The sequence below is a fragment of the Kribbella sp. NPDC048928 genome (assembly GCF_043197975.1).
GTDB lineage: Bacteria > Actinomycetota > Actinomycetes > Propionibacteriales > Kribbellaceae > Kribbella.
The window spans coordinates 245,711-262,727 of record NZ_JBICUC010000003.1 but is presented as its reverse complement, the minus strand read 5'-3'; the positions used below and the strand labels follow the sequence as shown (position 1 = coordinate 262,727).

Here is a 17,017-nt window from a genome sequence, read left to right as displayed (position 1 = left end):
ACAACCTGCCGGTGAAGGCGGAGGACGAGGAGCACGGCGCCGTCGAGGTGGCGGAGCCGATCCCGGACCCAGGCCTGGAGCCGCACGAGCCGCGGATCACCGACATCGACAGCAAGGCCGCCGACCGCGTCGAGCGCCAGGTGTCGTCGATGTTCGGTCTGGCGACGCTGCTCGTGCTGGGCGCCTGCGTGGCGTACTTCGCCATTCCGCGGGACTCCTACATCGAGTTCGGCCCGCTGACCGGCAACGCGAACAACATGACCATCGGCCTGTGCATCGGGCTCGCGCTGTTCCTGATCGGTGCGGGCGCGATCCAGTGGGCCAAGAAGCTGATGGTCGACGAGGAGATCTCCGAGGAGCGCCACGACGCGCACTCCTCGCCGCAGCAGGTCGCTGAGATCACCGAGGCGTTCAAGCAGGGTACGGCCGAGTCCGGCTTCACCCGCCGCAAGATGATCCGGAACTCGCTGATCGGTGCCCTCGGCGCCCTCGGCCTGCCGGCCATCATCCTGCTCCGCGACCTCGGCCCGCTGCCCGGCCGCGCGCTGTACAACACGATCTGGGCCAAGGGCATCCGGGTCGTCAACGACGTCACCGACCGCCCGATCAAGCCGTCCGACCTGGTCGTCGGCCAGCTCGTGAACGCGGCCCCGGCGAACCTCGCGCCGATGCAGGACGAGGACCCGGTCGGCTACCAGAACGCCAAGGCCAAGGCCGCGGTGATCGTGGTCCGGATCAAGCCCAGCGAGATCCGTACGAAGCCCGGCCGGGAGAACTGGGGCATCGACGGGATCCTGTGCTACTCCAAGATCTGCACCCACGTCGGTTGCCCGATCTCGCTGTACGAGCAGACCACCCACCACGTGCTCTGCCCGTGCCACCAGTCGACCTTCGACCTGTCTGACAGCGCCAAGGTCGTCTTCGGGCCTGCGGCCCGGCCACTGCCTCAGCTACCGTTGGCAGTGGACGGTGAGGGCTACCTGGTTGCGCAGAGCGGCTTCAACGAGCCGGTCGGCCCGAGCTTCTTCGAACGAGGGTGACAACAGTGTCAACAAGCACAGAGTTTCCCGGACCGGTCAAGTGGTTCGACGACCGCCTCGGAATCGGGAAGATCGGCAAGAAGAACCTCCGGAAGGTCTTCCCGGACCACTGGTCCTTCATGCTGGGCGAGATCGCGCTCTACAGCTTCATCATCCTGATCCTCACCGGCACGTTCCTGACCTTCTGGTTCAAGCCGTCGATGGCGGAGGTCCAGTACCAGGGCTCGTACAGCCTGCTCAAGGGCTTGCACATGTCCGAGGCGTACGCCTCCACGCTGAACCTCTCGTTCGACATCCGCGGCGGCCTGCTGATGCGGCAGATCCACCACTGGGCGGCGGTGCTGTTCATCGCCGCGATGATGGTGCACCTGCTCCGGATGTTCTTCACCGGCGCCTTCCGCAAGCCGCGTGAGCTGAACTGGCTGATCGGCTTCGGGATGCTGTTCCTGGGCATCATCGAGGGCTTCATCGGCTACGGCCTCCCCGACGACCTGCTCTCCGGTACCGGTCTGCGAATCACCAACGGCATGATCCAGGCGTCACCGGTCGTCGGTACGTACATGAACTTCTTCATCTTCGGTGGAGAGTTCCCCGGCGGCGACTTCGTCTCCCGGTTCTTCATCGTGCACGTACTGCTGATCCCAGGCATCATCCTGGCGCTCGTCACGGCCCACCTGTTCCTGGTCGTGTACCACAAGCACACGCAGTACGCCGGTCCCGGCCGGACGCAGAAGAACGTGGTCGGCTACCCGCTGTTCCCGGTGTACACGGCCAAGGCCGGCGGCTTCTTCTTCGTGGTCTTCGGCATCACGGCCCTGATGGGCGCTTTGATGCAGATCAACCCGGTCTGGCTGTACGGGCCGTACAACCCGGCCGAGGTGACCGCAGGCTCCCAGCCCGACTGGTACATGGGCTGGCTGGAAGGCTCAGTACGAATATTCCCCGGCTTCGAGTCACACTTCTGGGGCATCACTCTCAGCTGGAACCTGATCATCCCCGCGCTGATCGTGCCACCCGCGTTCGTCACGCTGGTCGCGCTGTATCCGTTCATCGAGGGCTGGATCACCGGCGACAAACGTGAGCACCACCTGCTCGACCGGCCGCGGGACGTGCCGACCCGGACCGGTATCGGCGTCGCGTTCATCGTGTTCTACGCGCTGCTGTGGATCGGTGGTGGTAACGACGTCCTCGCCACCCACTTCGGCATCTCGCTGAACCACGTGACCTGGTTCCTGCGGTTCGCGGTGATCCTGGGACCGATCCTGGGCTTCTGGGTGGCGCGTCGCTGGGCGATCTCGCTGCAGCGTGCGGACACCGACCGGCTGATGCACGGTCTGGAGACCGGCGTCCTGGTCCGCTCCCCCGAGGGCAAGTACACCGAGCGGCACCAGCCGATCTCGACGTACGAGGCCTACTCGCTGACCGCGCGGGACCGGCTGGTGCCGCACGAGATCGGACCGGACACCGACGACAACGGCGTCCGCGCCCCGCGGCGGGCCCTGAACAAGGCACGCGCCGCTCTGTCCCGGTTCTACTTCGCCGACGCGGTGCAGAAGCCGACGACACAGGAGATCGAGGAGGCGCACGAGCACGCGCACGACTCCGACGAGATCCACGAGCTGACGGAGGACACGGAGACCTACCGCGAGGTCACCAGCGACAAGTCCTGACGTCGCACGACATGGAGAGGGCCCCGCTTCGGCGGGGCCCTTTCCGTTTATCCCAGAGCGTTGGCGACTGCTGTGAGGTAGTTCTTCACGAGAGTCTGCTCGTCGCTGCCGAGCGCCTGCGTGGTGACGGTCAGCCGGTTGAGGAGCGGGCCGAAGAACTGCCAGCCGAGCTCGACCGCACCGTCGGACACCTGGAGGCGGGAGCTGCGACCGTCTGTAGGGCTTCTGAGCCGTTCGACATGGCCGGCAGTCTCCAGGCGGTGGATGACCGCCGTCGTCGCCTGAGAGGTCATTCCGAGCTGTTGAGCGAGCCAGCTGGGCGTGGCCTCGAGTCCGGCGCGTTCGGCGTCCAGGAGGCGTACGAGCGCCCGTACGTCGGTCCCGTGCAGTCCCGTCGTACGGGCAAACTCACCGACCGCCAACTCGAGCCGCAGTGCGACCTCGCGCAGCAGATGCACCACGTCCAGCGCGGCCGCGCGTTCCGGGTCGGCCGGGGTCACTCCTTCACGCATACCCCGGACCTTACCTCACTCAGTGAGCTATTCTTGGCGCATGAGCTTCCGAGAGGCGTACGACGCCCTGCTCGATCGCTGGGGCGTACCGGTCGAACACCTCGACCTGGCCGGCACCCACGTCAACGTCTGCGGCCCGCCCGACGCCCCACCAGCAGTTCTGCTCGCCGGCCACGGAGCCACCGCCGCCGCATGGTTCGCCGTCGCCCCGCGTCTGGCTGACCGGTACCGCGTGTACGCGCCCGACCTCCCCGGCGACGCCGGCCTTAGCACCGCTCCCCCGCCGCGCACTGTCACGGACCTAATGGCGTGGCTGTCCGGTGTCCTGAAGGGCCTCGACGAGCCGCTGCTCGTCGGCCATTCGTACGGCGCCTGGGTCGCACTCACGTACGCGCTCGAGGCGCCGGTCCGGAAGCTGGCCCTGATCGACCCCACAGACTGTTTCACGGGCCTGAGACCCACCTACGTGGCCCGAGCCCTCCCCATGCTCTTGCGCCCGTCAGAAGCGCGCTACAGGTCTTTCATCCGCTGGGAGACTCAAGGCCTCCCAGTCGACCCCGCCTGGCTCCAGGCGGCAGCTCTCGGCTCCCTCGAACCCACAGCCAACCCCGTCAAACCCCGCCGCCCCGCAACCTTCAAGAACCTCCCACCAACAGTCGTCGTAGTAGCCGACCGCACCAAGGCCCACAACCCCCACCAAGTAGCCACCCAAGCCAAGTCCGCCGGCGCCACAGTCACCCACATCCCCCAAGCCACCCACCACTCCCTCCCAGCCCTCCACACCGAGGAACTCCTCGCCGCACTGGGCAATTGAAAACGGCCCCGACACCGGGTTGGTGTCGGGGCCGTTTCAGTTGCTGCTGGGTCAGGCGAGGGCGGAGCCTGCCTTGTACTTGGCCCAGGTGGAGTTCCAGTCGGTCCAGCCGTTGCCGGGCTCCATGTGGCGGGTGGTGCCGGTGACGATGACCGGGTCGCCGATCAGGGTCTGGCCGAAGTACCACTGGGAGTCCTTCAGGCTCATGCCGACGCAGCCGTGGCTGACGTTGGCGCTGCCCTGGCTGCCGGACGACCACGGCGCGCCGTGAATGAACTCACCGGAGCTGGTGACGCGCTGGGCGTACTTCACATCCGGGATGTTGTAGTAGTTCGGGTCGCCGGGCTTGAGGCCGATGGTCGCCGCGTCCATCCGCTTGGTCGTGTACTTCTCCATGATCACCTTCACGCCGCTGCGGGTGGTGAACCCGTCCTTGCCGGCGGTGATCGGGATGGTCCTGGCCAGCTTGCCGTTGATCGTCACCGTCATCACGTGCTTCTTGACGTTGATGTTGCTGACGACGGACTTGCCGATGCTGAACTTGATCGTCCGGCTGGCAGTGCCCCAGGTGTTGTTACCGGCGTTGACGCCCTGCGTGTCGATGTTCACCGTCACCTTGGTGCCGGCCGGCCAGTAGTTCTTCGGGCGGTAGTTGACCTGCTTGCTGTTCACCCAGTGCCAGCTGCCGTCGACCGGGACCGAGGTCTTCACCGAGAGCCGCTTCTCGACCGCGGCCCGGTCCTTGACCGGGTTGTTCCAGTAGACCTGGATCGGGTACGCGACACCGACGGTCGCGGTGTTCAGCGGGGCAACCGATGCCTTCAGGCTCCTGGTCGCCTTCAGGGTCTTGAAGGTCGAGCTGATCGGCACGGTGGCGCCGTCGGTGCCCTCGGCCGAGCCGGTCACCGTGTACGCGGCACCGGGCTTCAGCAGGTCCGCGGACGTCCACTGGGTCTTCTCGGCGTTGAAGCTGCCGGCAACCTTGTCGCCGTCGTCGTCCTTCACCGTGACCGCGCTGAGCTTGCCGCCGGTGGTGGTCACCGTCACCGGCTTGTCCGGCTGCACCGACGTGGCGCCCTTCGCGGGCACGATGGCGATGCTTGTGGCCGGAGCGGTCTCCGACGGAGTGGTCGAGTCATCGGGCGTGCTCGAGGCGCCCGGAGTACTGCTCTGCGACGTGGATGCGCCAGGCGTCGACTGACTGCCGTTGCCGGCGCCGTCGGCCTTCGTGTCGCTACACGCCGTACCGGCCAGCAGCAGGACACAAATCCCCGCCACGGCAAGGCCGTGCTTCCTCACCGAACCGCTCACCATTCCCCAGATCTCCCCTGTTTAGTCAGACCGCGGTAAGGGTAACCTGCCGCGGCGACATTTCCGTGCATCGCCTACAACCCAACTGGTACGGACCACAACCCTCTGTACCCGCACGCACTACACAAGACGCACGAAAACGCCGCCGGGTTCGTTCCCGGACGGCGTTTTTCGTACGACTCTCAACTAGTGAGCGTGGTCCCCGCGGTAATACTCGAAGATGAACCCGCTCACGGTGACGATGCAGATCGCCACACCGGCGATGAACAGCCACCAGCCGAAGACGACGCCGAGCACCATCACGCTCACGGTCAGCGCCACCCACAGCGGCCACCAGGAGTACGGCGGGAAGAAGCCGAGCTCGCCGGCCCCTTCCACGATCTCGGCTTCCTTACGGTCCTCCGGGCGTGCGTCCATCCGGCGCGCAGTGACGCTCAGGTAGAACGCCACCAGCAGCGACAGGAAGAACGTCATCGTCAGTGCGGTCGTACCGGTGGGGTCCTCCGACATCAGCCAGTAGATCGGCGTGACGACCACCAGGAACACACTCAGGATCCCGAAGACCCAGGCTTCGACCTTCACGCCTCGTCCTTCCCGTCGTTCCCGGTAGCGGACTCGGCGTTGCTCTGCTCGACCAGATGGTCGACCCTGCCCTCGTCGTCACCAGCGTCCAGCAGGTTGTCCTTGCCGGCCCGGTTCGCCGGGTACTCGGCAAGAGCGACGTCCGCGTGGTGCAGGTCGAACGCCGGCGACTCCGACCGGATCCGCGGCAGCTTCTCGAAGTTGTGCCGCGGCGGCGGGCTGCTGGTCGCCCACTCGAGCGACCGGCCCCAGCCCCACGGGTCGTCGACACCGACCGGCTTGGCCTTGCGGGACTTGTAGATGTTGTAGAAGAACGGCAGCATCGACGCGCCCAGGATGAAGGCACCGACGCTGGAGACCTCGTTCAGCGTGGTGAAGCCCTCGCTCGCCTTGTAGTCGGCGTACCGCCGCGGCATGCCCTCGACACCCAGCCAGTGCTGCACCAGGAAGGTCGTGTGGAAGCCGATGAACAGCAACCAGAAGTGCAGCTTGCCGAGCCGCTCGTCGAGCATCTTCCCGGTGAACTTCGGCCACCAGTAGTAGAACCCGGCGAACATCGCGAACACCACGGTGCCGAACACGACGTAGTGGAAGTGCGCGACCACGAAGTACGAGTCCGACAGCTGGTAGTCCAGCGCCGGCGAGGCCAGGATGACACCGGTCAGACCGCCGAAGAGGAAGGTCGTCATGAAGCCCACCGACCAGAGCATCGGCGTGTCGAACGACACCGATCCGCCCCAGATCGTGCCTATCCAGTTGAAGAACTTCACCCCGGTCGGCACCGCGATCAAGAACGTCATGAAGGAGAAGAACGGCAGGTTCACCGCGCCGGTGACGAACATGTGGTGCGCCCACACCGCCACCGACAGCACCGCGATACCGAGGGTCGCGCTGACCAGGCCGATGTAGCCGAAGACCGGCTTACGGCTGAAGACCGGCAGGATCTCGGTGACGATGCCGAAGAACGGCAGCGCGATGATGTACACCTCGGGATGCCCGAAGAACCAGAACAGGTGTTGCCAAAGTATGGGCCCGCCGTTTGCCGCGTCGAAGACATGGGCCCCGAGTGTTCGATCCGCCTCCAGCACCAGCAGCGCCGCCGCCAGGATCGGGAACGCGATCAGCACCAGGATCGACGTCACCAGGATGTTCCAGGTGAAGATCGGCATCCGGAACATCGTCATGCCCGGTGCGCGCATGGTGATGATCGTGGTGATGAAGTTGACCGCACCCAGGATCGTGCCCAGACCGGCCATCCACAGACCCATGATCCACAGGTCGCCACCGACGCCCGGCGAACGGACCGCGTTCGACAGCGGGGCGTACGCGAACCAGCCGAAGTCGGCCGCACCACCCGGGGTGAAGAAACCGCTGACCGTGATCAGACCGCCGAACAGGAACAGCCAGTAGCTGAACATGTTCAGCCGCGGGAACGCGACGTCCGGCGCACCGATCTGCAGCGGCATGATCTCGTTCGCGAAGCCGACGAACAGCGGCGTCGCGAAGAGCAGCAGCATGATCGTGCCGTGCATCGTGAAGAGCTGGTTGTAGACCTCTTCGTTCACGATCTGCAGGCCGGGCTTGGCCAGCTCGGCGCGGATCAGCAGCGCCATCACGCCGCCGATCAGGAAGAAGATGAACGAGGTGACCAGGTACATGTGCCCGATCAGCTTGTGGTCGGTCGTGGTCAGGATCTTGACCAGCAACTCGCCCTTGCTGCGCCGCCGCGGTAGTGCGGCGGTGCTACCGATGGCGCCGGAGCGCTCGGCGAAGTCGGTCACTTCTCGCCCTCCCCTGTACCGGGAATGGTGGTGGCGTCGGCGCCACCGGTGGCTGCTCCGGTCTGGCCCTTGGCGGCCAGTTCCTTGAGGTGTGCGTCGTACTCGTCACGGTCGACCACCTTGACGGTGAAGACCATGCGGCTGTGGTAGAGCCCGCAGAGCTCGGCGCACTTGCCGGCGAAGGTGCCGGTCTTGGTCGGCGTCAGCTCGAACTTGTTGGTCCGGCCCGGGATCACGTCGAGCTTGAAGTAGAACGACGGCACCCAGAAGGAGTGGATGACGTCCGGCGAGGTCAGGTCGAAGTGCACCGACTCGTTCACCGGCAGCCACAGGGTCGCGGGCTTGTCGAGCGTTCCGGTCTCCCAGACGCCCTGCTTGCCGTCGACGGTGTCCTTGTAGTTGAAGGTCCACTGCCACTGCTGGCCCACCACGTTCACGGTGTGCTGCGGGTTGGCGTCCATCTTCGTGACCGCGTTGCCGTGCTCGACGGTGTAGAAGAAGAGCACACCGATGATCGCGAACGGGGCCAAGGTGTAGAGCACCTCGAGCGGCAGGTTGTACCGCACCTGTCGCGGGGCCTCCTCGTTGCGCTTGCGGTACCGCACGCTGACCCAGAGGATCAGGCCCCAGACCATCACGCCGATGATCAAGGCGGCGGTCCAGGCACCGATCCAGAGGCTGCGGATCGCCTCGGTCCGGTCCGATGCGCCCTCGGGCAGACCGAGTCGCTTCCACTGCTCAGTGGTCGCCGACGAACAACCGGTCAGCAGCGTGGTGCCGAGCACCACTGCTGCACCGACCAGCAGGCGTCGCTTCGCCGGACGTGTGGCGCCGGCAGAACCTGCCGGTCGCTCCTCCACTCCGGGCGTGCCGTTCGAACCCACGGGGCGCCTTTCCCTTCCCAAGTGAGACTGACGACCAAACACTACTGGACACCATTCTCGGTCCTGCGCATAGGTAGGGCTTAGCGTTTCCCGTGTGATCGAGCGTAGGTATCTGGACGCGGCGTCGGCCGAGCCCATGCACCCCGCGGCGCGGGAGATGTTGCTCTCGGCAGTGGATTCCGGATGGGCGGATCCGGTCCGTCTGCACCACGAGGGACGGACCGCGAGACTGCTGCTGGACAACGCCCGCGCGGTCCTCGCGGACGCCGTCGGAGCCCGGCCGGACGAGCTGTATCTGACCACCTCCGGTACGACGGCGATCCAGACCGGCCTGTCCGCGGTACGGGCGGCCAGGCGACGTGCCGGTACGTCGGTGGTGCACAGCGCGGTGGAGCATTCCGCCGTACTGCACACCGCGGGCGAAGACGGTGTCGAGGTCGGGGTGGATCAGCTGGGCCGAGTGGATCTGGATGCGTTCACAGAGGCGGTACGGCGACCCGGTGTGGCGGTGGCTGCACTACAGGCAGCCAACCACGAGGTGGGGACACGTCAACCCGTCGCAGCAGCGGCGGCTGCGTGTGGCGACGTACCGCTGCTTGTTGACGCGTCCGCGTCGATCGGCCACGACGCCGTACCGGACGGGTGGTCGGTGCTCGCGGCAAGCGCTCACAAATGGGGTGGACCGGCAGGTGTGGGTCTCCTCGCGGTACGCAAAGGCACGCGGATCGCCCCGGCGTGGCCGATGGACGAGCGGGAGGACGGCCTCTCCCCCGGCTTCCCGGACGTGCCCAATGCGCTGGCCGCTGCCGCAGCACTACAGGCGCGGCTCAGCGAGGCAGAGGAGCTCAACAAGCAGCACCGTGCGTGGATCGACGAGGTACGGCAACGAGTGGCCACCGAGATCCCCGACGTGGACGTGGTGGGCGATCCGGACGACCGCCTGGCGCACATCCTCACGTTCTCCTGTCTGTACGTCGACGGTGAAGCTCTCGTCACCGCCCTGGACGCTGAGGGCTTCGCCGTCTCCAGCGGCTCCGCCTGTACGTCGAGCACGCTGCAGCCGTCACACGTACTCGCAGCCATGGGCGTACTGACCCACGGCAACGTCCGGCTGTCTCTCGCACGCGGCACGAAGCACGAGGACGTACTGCGCTTCTGTGCCGTGCTGCCCGGGATCGTGCACCGGATCCGGGCAGAGGTGGGGATGTGAACGTCGACCTGGACTGCACAGGCCTGCTCTGCCCACTCCCGGTGATCAAGCTGGCCAAAACGCTACCGACCGTTGTCGTCGGCGACACGGTCACCGTGCTCGCGGACGACCCGGCTGCCGCCACGGACATCCCGGCCTGGTGCCGGATGCGCGGGCAGGAACTCGTTTCAACCGCGGTAAATCAGTACGTCGTGCGGCGGGTCAGCTGACACACTCCACCGCGTGACCGACTTCGCGCACAAGCCCACGCTGTCCGGGGACCGGGTGACCCTGCGCCCCTTGGACGAGGGCGACTACGAGGCGCTGGCCGCGGCCATGGACGACCCGGACGTGGACCGCCTGACCGGCAGCCACGGCGACATCAGCGAGAACCAGGCACGGCAGTGGATGCGGACCCGCAAGGACCAGACCGATCGGCTGGACCTGGCTGTCGTCGACAACACGTCCGGCGCTGTCGTCGGTGAGGCCGTGCTGAACGACTGGGACCCCGACAACCAGTGCTGCAACTTCCGGATCCTGATCGGCGCGGCCGGCCAGAACCGCGGCCTCGGCACCGAGGCGACCCGGCTGATCGTCGGGTACGGCATCGAGCAGCTCGGCCTGCACCGCATCAGCCTGGGCGTGTACAAGTTCAACCCGCGCGCCCGTCGCGCGTACGAGAAGGCCGGCTTCAAGGAGGAGGGCGTACTGCGGGACGCGCTGCTCTGGGAAGGCGAGTGGGTGGACGAGATCGTGATGTCCGTGCTGGCGCCGGAGTGGGTACCGTCGGAGGGTGATCCGAGCTGACCGCATCGCCGTACTGACCGGAGCAGGTATCTCGACCGCCTCGGGCATCCCTGACTTCCGGGGGCCCGAGGGCGTGTGGACGAAAGACCCTGCCGCCGAGGCGATGTTTGACATCGACGAGTACGTCGACAGTCGCGAGGTTCGGGTGGCGACCTGGAAGCACCGTCTGGCCGTGCCCACCTGGACCGCCGAGCCGAACCCGGGCCACCTGGCCCTCGTCGAGCTGGAGCGGCAGGGTCGCCTGACCGGGCTGATCACACAGAACGTGGACGGCCTGCACCAGAAGGCCGGGTCGTCGCCGGAGCTGGTCCACGAACTCCACGGAACGGTCCGGTACGTCGACTGTCTGCAGTGCGGGCGCCGCCTCCCCATGTCGGATGTACTCCCCCGGCTCGAGTCCGGTGACGAGGACCCGGCCTGTGAGGCCTGCGGCGGCATCCTGAAATCGGCGACGGTGTCCTTCGGCCAGTCCCTCGACAGAGCTGTGCTGGACAGAGCAGTCGCCGCAACCGAGTCCGCGGACCTCTTCCTTGCCGTCGGTACGTCCCTGCAGGTCTACCCGGCCGCTGGTCTCTGTGACCTCGCACTGAACTCCGGCAAGCCGCTGGTCATCCTCAACGCGCAGCCCACGCCGTACGACGAGCATGCGACGACCGTGCTGCGTACGCCGATCGAGACGACACTGCCGGACCTCGTGACCTTACCGTGACCATCGAGCCCTCCTCACGGTAAAACGCGGCCGCTACCGTCCCCGGCAGGTGAGTCGGCGGGGAGGGATGCGTGATGCGCGGATTCAGGCGTTTGACTGCGGGTTTCACTGCGGCAGCGGTGGTCGTACTCGGACTGGGTACGGCGACACCGGCCCCAGCGGCGGAGCGGGTTGTCACCGTCGCGGGCTCGCTGCAGAGCGAGCTGGGTTGTGCGGCCGACTGGGACCCGGGCTGCGACGCGACGAGTCTCGGTGCGGGTGCGCCGTACACGAAGGTGTTCGACGTACCGGCAGGCTCGTACGAGTTCAAAGTCGCGGTCAGCAAGGGCTGGGACGAGAACTACGGCGCCGGTGGCGTCCTGAACGGACCGAACATTCCGCTGCGGATCGAGGGCCCGGCCAGGCTGCAATTTAGTTACAACGACACTAGTCACATTGTCACTGTGACGCCGGTCGATCTCGCCGGTCCGAAGGTGACCGCGGTGGACAGGACCCTTGCAGCGCCAAGCCTGCGCCGCGACCTCACGAAGGAACGCTTCTACTTCCTGATGGCGGACCGGTTCGCGAACGGCGACCCGTCCAACGACGTCGGCGGCCTCACCGGCGACCGGCTGCAGACCGGGCTGGACCCGACGGACAAAGGCTTCTACCACGGCGGCGACCTGGCCGGTGTGATCCAGAAGCTCGACTACATCAAGTCCCTCGGAACGACGTCGATCTGGCTAACTCCGTCGTTCAAGAACCGCCCGGTGCAGGGCGCCGGCGCGGACGCGAGCGCCGGGTACCACGGGTACTGGATCACCGACTTCACGCAGATCGATCCGCACCTGGGCAGCAACGCGGACATGAAGCGGCTGATCGACCTCGCGCACCGCAAGGGCATGAAGGTCTTCTTCGACATCATCACCAACCACACCGCCGACGTGATCGACTACCAGTCCGGCGACCACGGGTACGTCCCGAAGTCCACATCGCCGTACAAGGATGCCCAGGGCAACGTCTTCGACGACAAGCAGTACGCCGCCGGCGACACGTTCCCGCCGCTCGACCGGAACACCTCGTTCCCGAACGTCCCGATCTTCCACAACCCGGCCGACGAGACCGTGAAGGTGCCGGCCTGGCTGAACGACCCGACCCTGTACCACAACCGCGGCGACTCCACGTTCGCCGGCGAGAGCGCGGAGTACGGCGACTTCTCCGGCTTGGACGACCTGTTCACGGAGCAGCCGAAGGTCCGCGACGGGATGATCGACGTGTACCGGAGCTGGGCCGAGTTCGGCATCGACGGCTTCCGGATCGACACCGTGAAGCACGTGAACCTCGAGTTCTGGCAGAAGTTCTCGCCCGCGATCCTGACGGCCGCGCGGAACGCCGGCGCGAAGAACTTCTTCATGTTCGGCGAGGTGTACGACGCGAACCCGCAGTTCATGTCGACGTACACCACCCAGGGCGACCTGCAGGCGACGCTGGACTTCGGGTTCCAGCAGAACGCGGTCGCCTATGCGAAGGGCGATCCAGGGACCAGGCTGCAGGACTTCTACTCCGACGACGACTACTACACCGACACGGACTCGAACGCGTACGAGCTGCCCACGTTCCTCGGCAACCACGACATGGGTCGCGTCGGCACGTTCTTGAAGCAGGGCGGTGCGTCGGGCCAGGAGCTGCTCGCACGGGACGAGTTGGCGCACTCCCTGATGTACCTGACCCGCGGACAGCCCGTCGTGTACTACGGCGACGAGCAAGGCTTCACAGGTCCCGGCGGCGACAAGGACGCGCGGCAGGACATGTTCGCGACCAAGACCGCCGACTACGCGGACGACGAGGTCGTGGACGGCACGGGTACGACAACGATCGGCAGCAAGGACAGGTACGACGTCAACGCGCCCATGTACAAGCACATCGCCGCGCTGGCGAAGCTCCGTACGAAGTACCCCGCGCTGTCGGACGGACGCCAGGTGCACAGGTACTCGTCCAACAGCAACGGCCTGTACGCGTTCAGCCGGCTGGGCGCCGACAACGTCGAGTACCTCGTAGTGGCGAACAACTCGAAAACGACCGCCTCCGCCACCGTGCCGACGTACGGGCACAACACGTGGCTCAAACCGGTCTACGGCGGCAGCAAGGCGTTGAAGACCGACCGTGAAGGCAGGGTGGCCGTCAGCCAAGGCCCTCTGTCCGTAACGGTGTACCAGGCGCAGATGAAGGTCCCGCCGCGTGCCAAGGCGCCCAGTGTCTACATGAGTTCGCCGGAGCTCGGTGCCACGGTAGGTGGACGTGCAGAGATCGCAGCAGCCGTCCCTGAGAACACACCGGCCACCGTGACGTTCGGCTACCGCCCTGTGGGTACGACGCAATGGCAGCGGCTCGGGTCCGACGACAACGCGCCGTACCGGGTGTTCCAGGACGTCAGCGGGGTCCCGAAGGGCACGCTGCTCGAGTACCGCTCCGTACTGCGGGATGCCTCGGGCAACTACTCGGTCTCTGGTTCGTACGGGGTCGTGGGCGATGCCACCGCACCAGGTGGTGGTGGCGGGTCCACGGGCCCGGTCGTCCAGCCGGCCAACGTGTCGGTGCCCGGCGACCACAACAGCGAGATGGGTTGCGCGGCGGACTGGTCACCGGACTGCGACCAGGCGCAGCTGAAGCTGGACCCGAAGGACAACGTCTGGAAGGGCACGTACACGATCCCGTCCGGTGAGCACGCGTACAAGGCGGCCATCGACAAGACCTGGGACGAGAACTACGGCGCGGGTGGTGTCGCCAACGGCGCCAACATCTCCTACACGGCGCCCAGTGGACCGGTGACGTTCTACTACGAGCACGGGCGGCACTACGCGACGTCCAGTGCGCAGGGGCCGATCATCACGGTACCTGGCTCGTTCCAGACGGAGCTGGGTTGCCCAACCGACTGGGACCCGTCCTGCATGCGACCCTGGTTGACCGACGAAGACGGTGACGGGACCTACACCTGGTCCACGAGCGAGTTGAAGGCGGGCAGCTATGAGGCGAAGGTCGCACACAACCTGTCGTGGGACGAGAGCTACCCGGCTCAGAACGTACCGGTCGCGGTCCCGAGTGACGGGCTGGTCGTCACGTTCTCGTACGTGCTCGCAACGCATCAGCTCACTGTGACGACCTCCAAGCCCGGGGCGCAGCCTGACCTCAGCCAGGCGAAGGCGTACTGGCTCAACCGCGACACGCTCGCCGTGCCGGCTGTCGACCACCCGGAGCGGTACCGCTGGCGGCTGCACTGGTCGGACACCGGTTCGCTGAAGGTGGACGCGGACGACATCGGCGGCTCGTCCGCTGCTTTGCGCTACGACTCCGCGGTGGTGAAGCCGGGCTACACCACGTTGCGGCTCGACCATGCCGACGTGGACAAAATCCTGCGCGGCCAGCTCGGCCTGGCCCAGTACGACGACACAGGTCGGTTGCTGGACGCCACGGGCGTGCAGATACCTGGTGTGCTCGATGACGTCTACCGGGGCGCTGCTAACCGCTCTTATGGCGTCACGTGGCACGGCGGGAAGCCGACGTTCGCCCTGTGGGCTCCCACGGCCCAGAACGTCCGCCTCCTGGTGGGCAGCGCAGCCGTCGCGATGCACCGCAACTCGGACGGGTCGTGGGCCGTTGCCGGACCCCGTTCGTGGAAGAACGCGCCGTACCGGTTTGAGGTAACGGTGTACGCGCCCAGTACTGGGAAGGTCGAAAAGAACGTTGTCACAGACCCGTACTCGGTTGCGTTGACCACTGGCTCGACGTACTCCGTAGCCGCGGACCTGAACGACCCTGCGGGCAAGCCGGCGCTCTGGTCGACCACACCGTCGCCCAAGCTCGCACGGGGCGTCGACTCGACCATTTACGAGCTGCATGTGCGGGACTTCTCCATCAACGACAGCACGGTGCCCGCTGCGCACCGCGGTACCTACCTGGCGTTCGCGGACAACGGGAACGGTACGAAGCACCTGCGATCGCTGGCGGCAGCTGGACTCAACACGGTGCATCTGCTGCCGACGTTCGACATCGCGTCGATCCCTGAGACCGGGCAGCAGACACCTGCGTGTGACCTGAAGTCGTTGCCGGCCGACTCCGACCAGCAACAGGCATGTGTGACAGCCGTGGCTGCCAAGGACGGGTTCAACTGGGGTTACGACCCGTACCACTGGCTGGCGCCGGAGGGGTCGTATGCGACTGACCGCGACGGCTTGGCCAGGGTCTCCGAGTTCCGCACCATGGTCGGCGGACTGCACAAGTCCGGGCTGCGTGTCGTACTGGACCAGGTCTACAACCACACACCCGCTGCGGGGCAGGCCACGACGTCGGTACTGGACCAGGTCGTGCCCGGGTACTACCAGCGGCTGAACGCGACCGGCGGCGTGGAGAACTCCACCTGCTGCAGCAACGTCGCCACCGAGCACGCAATGGCCGAGAAGATCATGGTCGACGGCACGGTCAGCTGGGCGCGCAACTACCACGTGGACGGCTTCCGGTACGACCTGATGGGCCACCACACCAAGGCGAACATGCTGAAGATCCGCGCCGCGCTGGACAAGCTGACGCTCGCGAAGGACGGCGTGGACGGCAAGTCGATCTACCTGTACGGCGAAGGCTGGAACTTCGGTGAGGTCGCGAACGACGCGCTGTTCGTCCAGGCCCGGCAGGGCAACCTCGGCGGTACCGGGATCGGCACGTTCTCGGACCGGCTGCGGGACGCGGTTCGCGGCGGCGGTCCGTTCGACGACGACCCGCGGATCCAGGGCTTCGGCTCCGGCGAGGCGAGCGACCCGAACGGCGCCCCGGCGAACGGTACTCCGGACGAGCGGGCGAAGCGGCTCGCCCACGACACGGACCTCGTCCAGCTCGGGCTGGCCGGGAACCTGCGCTCGTTCACCTTCAGGTCGGCCGAATCGGGTACGTCGGTGCGCGGTGACGGCGTCGACTACAACGGCGCACCGGCCGGGTACGCCGATCAGCCGGACGAAGTGGTGACGTACGTCGATGCCCATGACAACGAGACGTTGTGGGACACGCTGACGTACAAGCTGCCGGAGGAACTGCCGATGGTGGACCGGGTCCGGATGAACACGTTGTCGCTGGCAACGACTGCGCTGGCGCAGACGCCGTCGTTCTGGCACGCCGGCGCGGACCTGCTGCGGAGCAAGTCGCTGGATCGCAACTCGTACGACTCCGGTGACTGGTTCAACACGCTGGACTGGACGGGCGCCGACAACGGCTTCGGCCACGGGCTGCCGCCGAAGGCGGACAACGAGGCGAAGTGGCCGTTCATGAAACCGCTGCTGGCCAACCCGGCGCTGAAGCCCTCCGCGGCCGATGTCGCCACCGCCTCGGCGGCGGCAGCGGACCTGCTGAAGCTCCGGTTCTCGTCTCCGCTGTTCCGGCTCGGGTCTGCCGCGCTGATCAACCAGAAGCTCAGTTTCCCGCTCAGCGGTACGACCCCGGGCGTGATCACGATGCGCATCGACGACACCGTTGGCCCGAACGTCGACCCGGCGCTGAAGGGCGTCGTGGTCGTCTTCAACTCCACGAACGCCGCCGTCACCCAGCAACTCCCCGGGCTGGCCGGCGCCAACCTCGCGCTGTCCCCCGTGCAGGCGGCTGGCTCCGATGCGGTGGTCAAACAGACCACGTGGTCGGCTGACAGCGGTACGGCAACGGTCCCGGCGCGGACCGTCGCCGTACTCGTTCAGCGATAAC

13 protein-coding genes are annotated in these 17,017 nt (G+C 66.5%); 8 read left to right on the top strand and 5 right to left on the bottom strand.

The window, feature by feature from the left end; genetic code table 11:
* The first annotated feature begins 11 nt into the window (after positions 1–11).
* On the top strand, positions 12–1,040 hold the full coding sequence (locus ACGFI6_RS14675) for a Rieske 2Fe-2S domain-containing protein (protein ID WP_393119734.1): 1,029 nt from the start codon (positions 12–14) through the stop codon (positions 1,038–1,040).
* Positions 1,037–2,710, top strand: coding sequence for a cytochrome bc complex cytochrome b subunit (locus ACGFI6_RS14670; RefSeq protein WP_393118581.1), 1,674 nt, complete (start codon positions 1,037–1,039; stop codon positions 2,708–2,710). The genes ACGFI6_RS14675 and ACGFI6_RS14670 overlap by 4 nt, the downstream gene beginning before the upstream one ends.
* Positions 2,711–2,757: 47 nt before the next feature.
* Here ACGFI6_RS14670 and ACGFI6_RS14665 read toward each other — a convergent pair whose 3' ends face one another.
* Complete coding sequence (locus ACGFI6_RS14665; protein WP_393118579.1) at positions 2,758–3,222, bottom strand: MarR family winged helix-turn-helix transcriptional regulator; 465 nt, start codon at positions 3,220–3,222, stop codon at positions 2,758–2,760.
* Between the two features lie 40 nt (positions 3,223–3,262).
* On the opposite strand from ACGFI6_RS14665, the gene ACGFI6_RS14660 reads away from it, so the two are divergent.
* On the top strand, positions 3,263–4,036 hold the full coding sequence (locus ACGFI6_RS14660) for an alpha/beta fold hydrolase (protein ID WP_393118577.1): 774 nt from the start codon (positions 3,263–3,265) through the stop codon (positions 4,034–4,036).
* Between the two features lie 51 nt (positions 4,037–4,087).
* Here the strand turns inward: ACGFI6_RS14660 and ACGFI6_RS14655 are convergent, their stop codons facing one another.
* From ACGFI6_RS14655 to coxB, 4 genes are all read right to left on the bottom strand, one after another.
* Positions 4,088–5,335 (bottom strand): Ig-like domain-containing protein, encoded by a 1,248-nt coding sequence (locus ACGFI6_RS14655; protein WP_393118575.1) that lies wholly within the window; start codon positions 5,333–5,335, stop codon positions 4,088–4,090.
* A gap of 198 nt (positions 5,336–5,533) precedes the next feature.
* Positions 5,534–5,929 (bottom strand): cytochrome c oxidase subunit 4, encoded by a 396-nt coding sequence (locus ACGFI6_RS14650; protein WP_393118573.1) that lies wholly within the window; start codon positions 5,927–5,929, stop codon positions 5,534–5,536.
* Positions 5,926–7,710, bottom strand: coding sequence for a cytochrome c oxidase subunit I (gene ctaD / locus ACGFI6_RS14645; protein WP_393118572.1), 1,785 nt, complete (start codon positions 7,708–7,710; stop codon positions 5,926–5,928). Before ctaD ends, ACGFI6_RS14650 begins: the two co-directional genes overlap by 4 nt.
* Positions 7,707–8,594 carry a cytochrome c oxidase subunit II gene (gene coxB / locus ACGFI6_RS14640; protein ID WP_393118570.1) on the bottom strand — a complete coding sequence of 296 codons (888 nt, stop codon included), beginning with the start codon at positions 8,592–8,594 and terminating at the stop codon, positions 7,707–7,709. The genes ctaD and coxB overlap by 4 nt, the downstream gene beginning before the upstream one ends.
* A 94-nt stretch (positions 8,595–8,688) precedes the next feature.
* Here coxB and ACGFI6_RS14635 point away from each other — a divergent pair, with 94 nt between their 5' ends.
* The 5 genes from ACGFI6_RS14635 to pulA all read left to right on the top strand — a co-directional run bounded on the left by ACGFI6_RS14635 (position 8,689) and on the right by pulA (position 17,016).
* Positions 8,689–9,804: a cysteine desulfurase family protein gene (locus ACGFI6_RS14635; protein WP_393118568.1), complete on the top strand. Its 1,116-nt coding sequence runs from the start codon at positions 8,689–8,691 to the stop codon at positions 9,802–9,804.
* Positions 9,801–10,013: a sulfurtransferase TusA family protein gene (locus tag ACGFI6_RS14630; protein WP_393118566.1), complete on the top strand. Its 213-nt coding sequence runs from the start codon at positions 9,801–9,803 to the stop codon at positions 10,011–10,013. Before ACGFI6_RS14635 ends, ACGFI6_RS14630 begins: the two co-directional genes overlap by 4 nt.
* A gap of 13 nt (positions 10,014–10,026) precedes the next feature.
* Positions 10,027–10,590 carry a GNAT family N-acetyltransferase gene (locus ACGFI6_RS14625; protein ID WP_393118564.1) on the top strand — a complete coding sequence of 188 codons (564 nt, stop codon included), beginning with the start codon at positions 10,027–10,029 and terminating at the stop codon, positions 10,588–10,590.
* On the top strand, positions 10,577–11,299 hold the full coding sequence (locus tag ACGFI6_RS14620) for an NAD-dependent deacetylase (protein WP_393118562.1): 723 nt from the start codon (positions 10,577–10,579) through the stop codon (positions 11,297–11,299). The genes ACGFI6_RS14625 and ACGFI6_RS14620 overlap by 14 nt, the downstream gene beginning before the upstream one ends.
* 74 nt (positions 11,300–11,373) lie before the next feature.
* Positions 11,374–17,016, top strand: a complete 5,643-nt coding sequence (pulA, locus tag ACGFI6_RS14615; protein WP_393118560.1) for a pullulanase-type alpha-1,6-glucosidase — start codon at positions 11,374–11,376, stop codon at positions 17,014–17,016.
* Position 17,017: the final 1 nt, after the last annotated feature.

Bases quoted from the DNA above. Each gene is read 5' to 3' on its own strand.
- ACGFI6_RS14665 (WP_393118579.1), bottom strand. From the start codon at position 3,222: ATGCGTGAAGGAGTGACCCCGGCCGACCCGGAACGCGCGGCCGCGCTG.
- ACGFI6_RS14660 (WP_393118577.1), top strand. From the start codon at position 3,263: ATGAGCTTCCGAGAGGCGTACGACGCCCTGCTCGATCGCTGGGGCGTA.
- pulA (WP_393118560.1), top strand. From the start codon at position 11,374: ATGCGCGGATTCAGGCGTTTGACTGCGGGTTTCACTGCGGCAGCGGTG.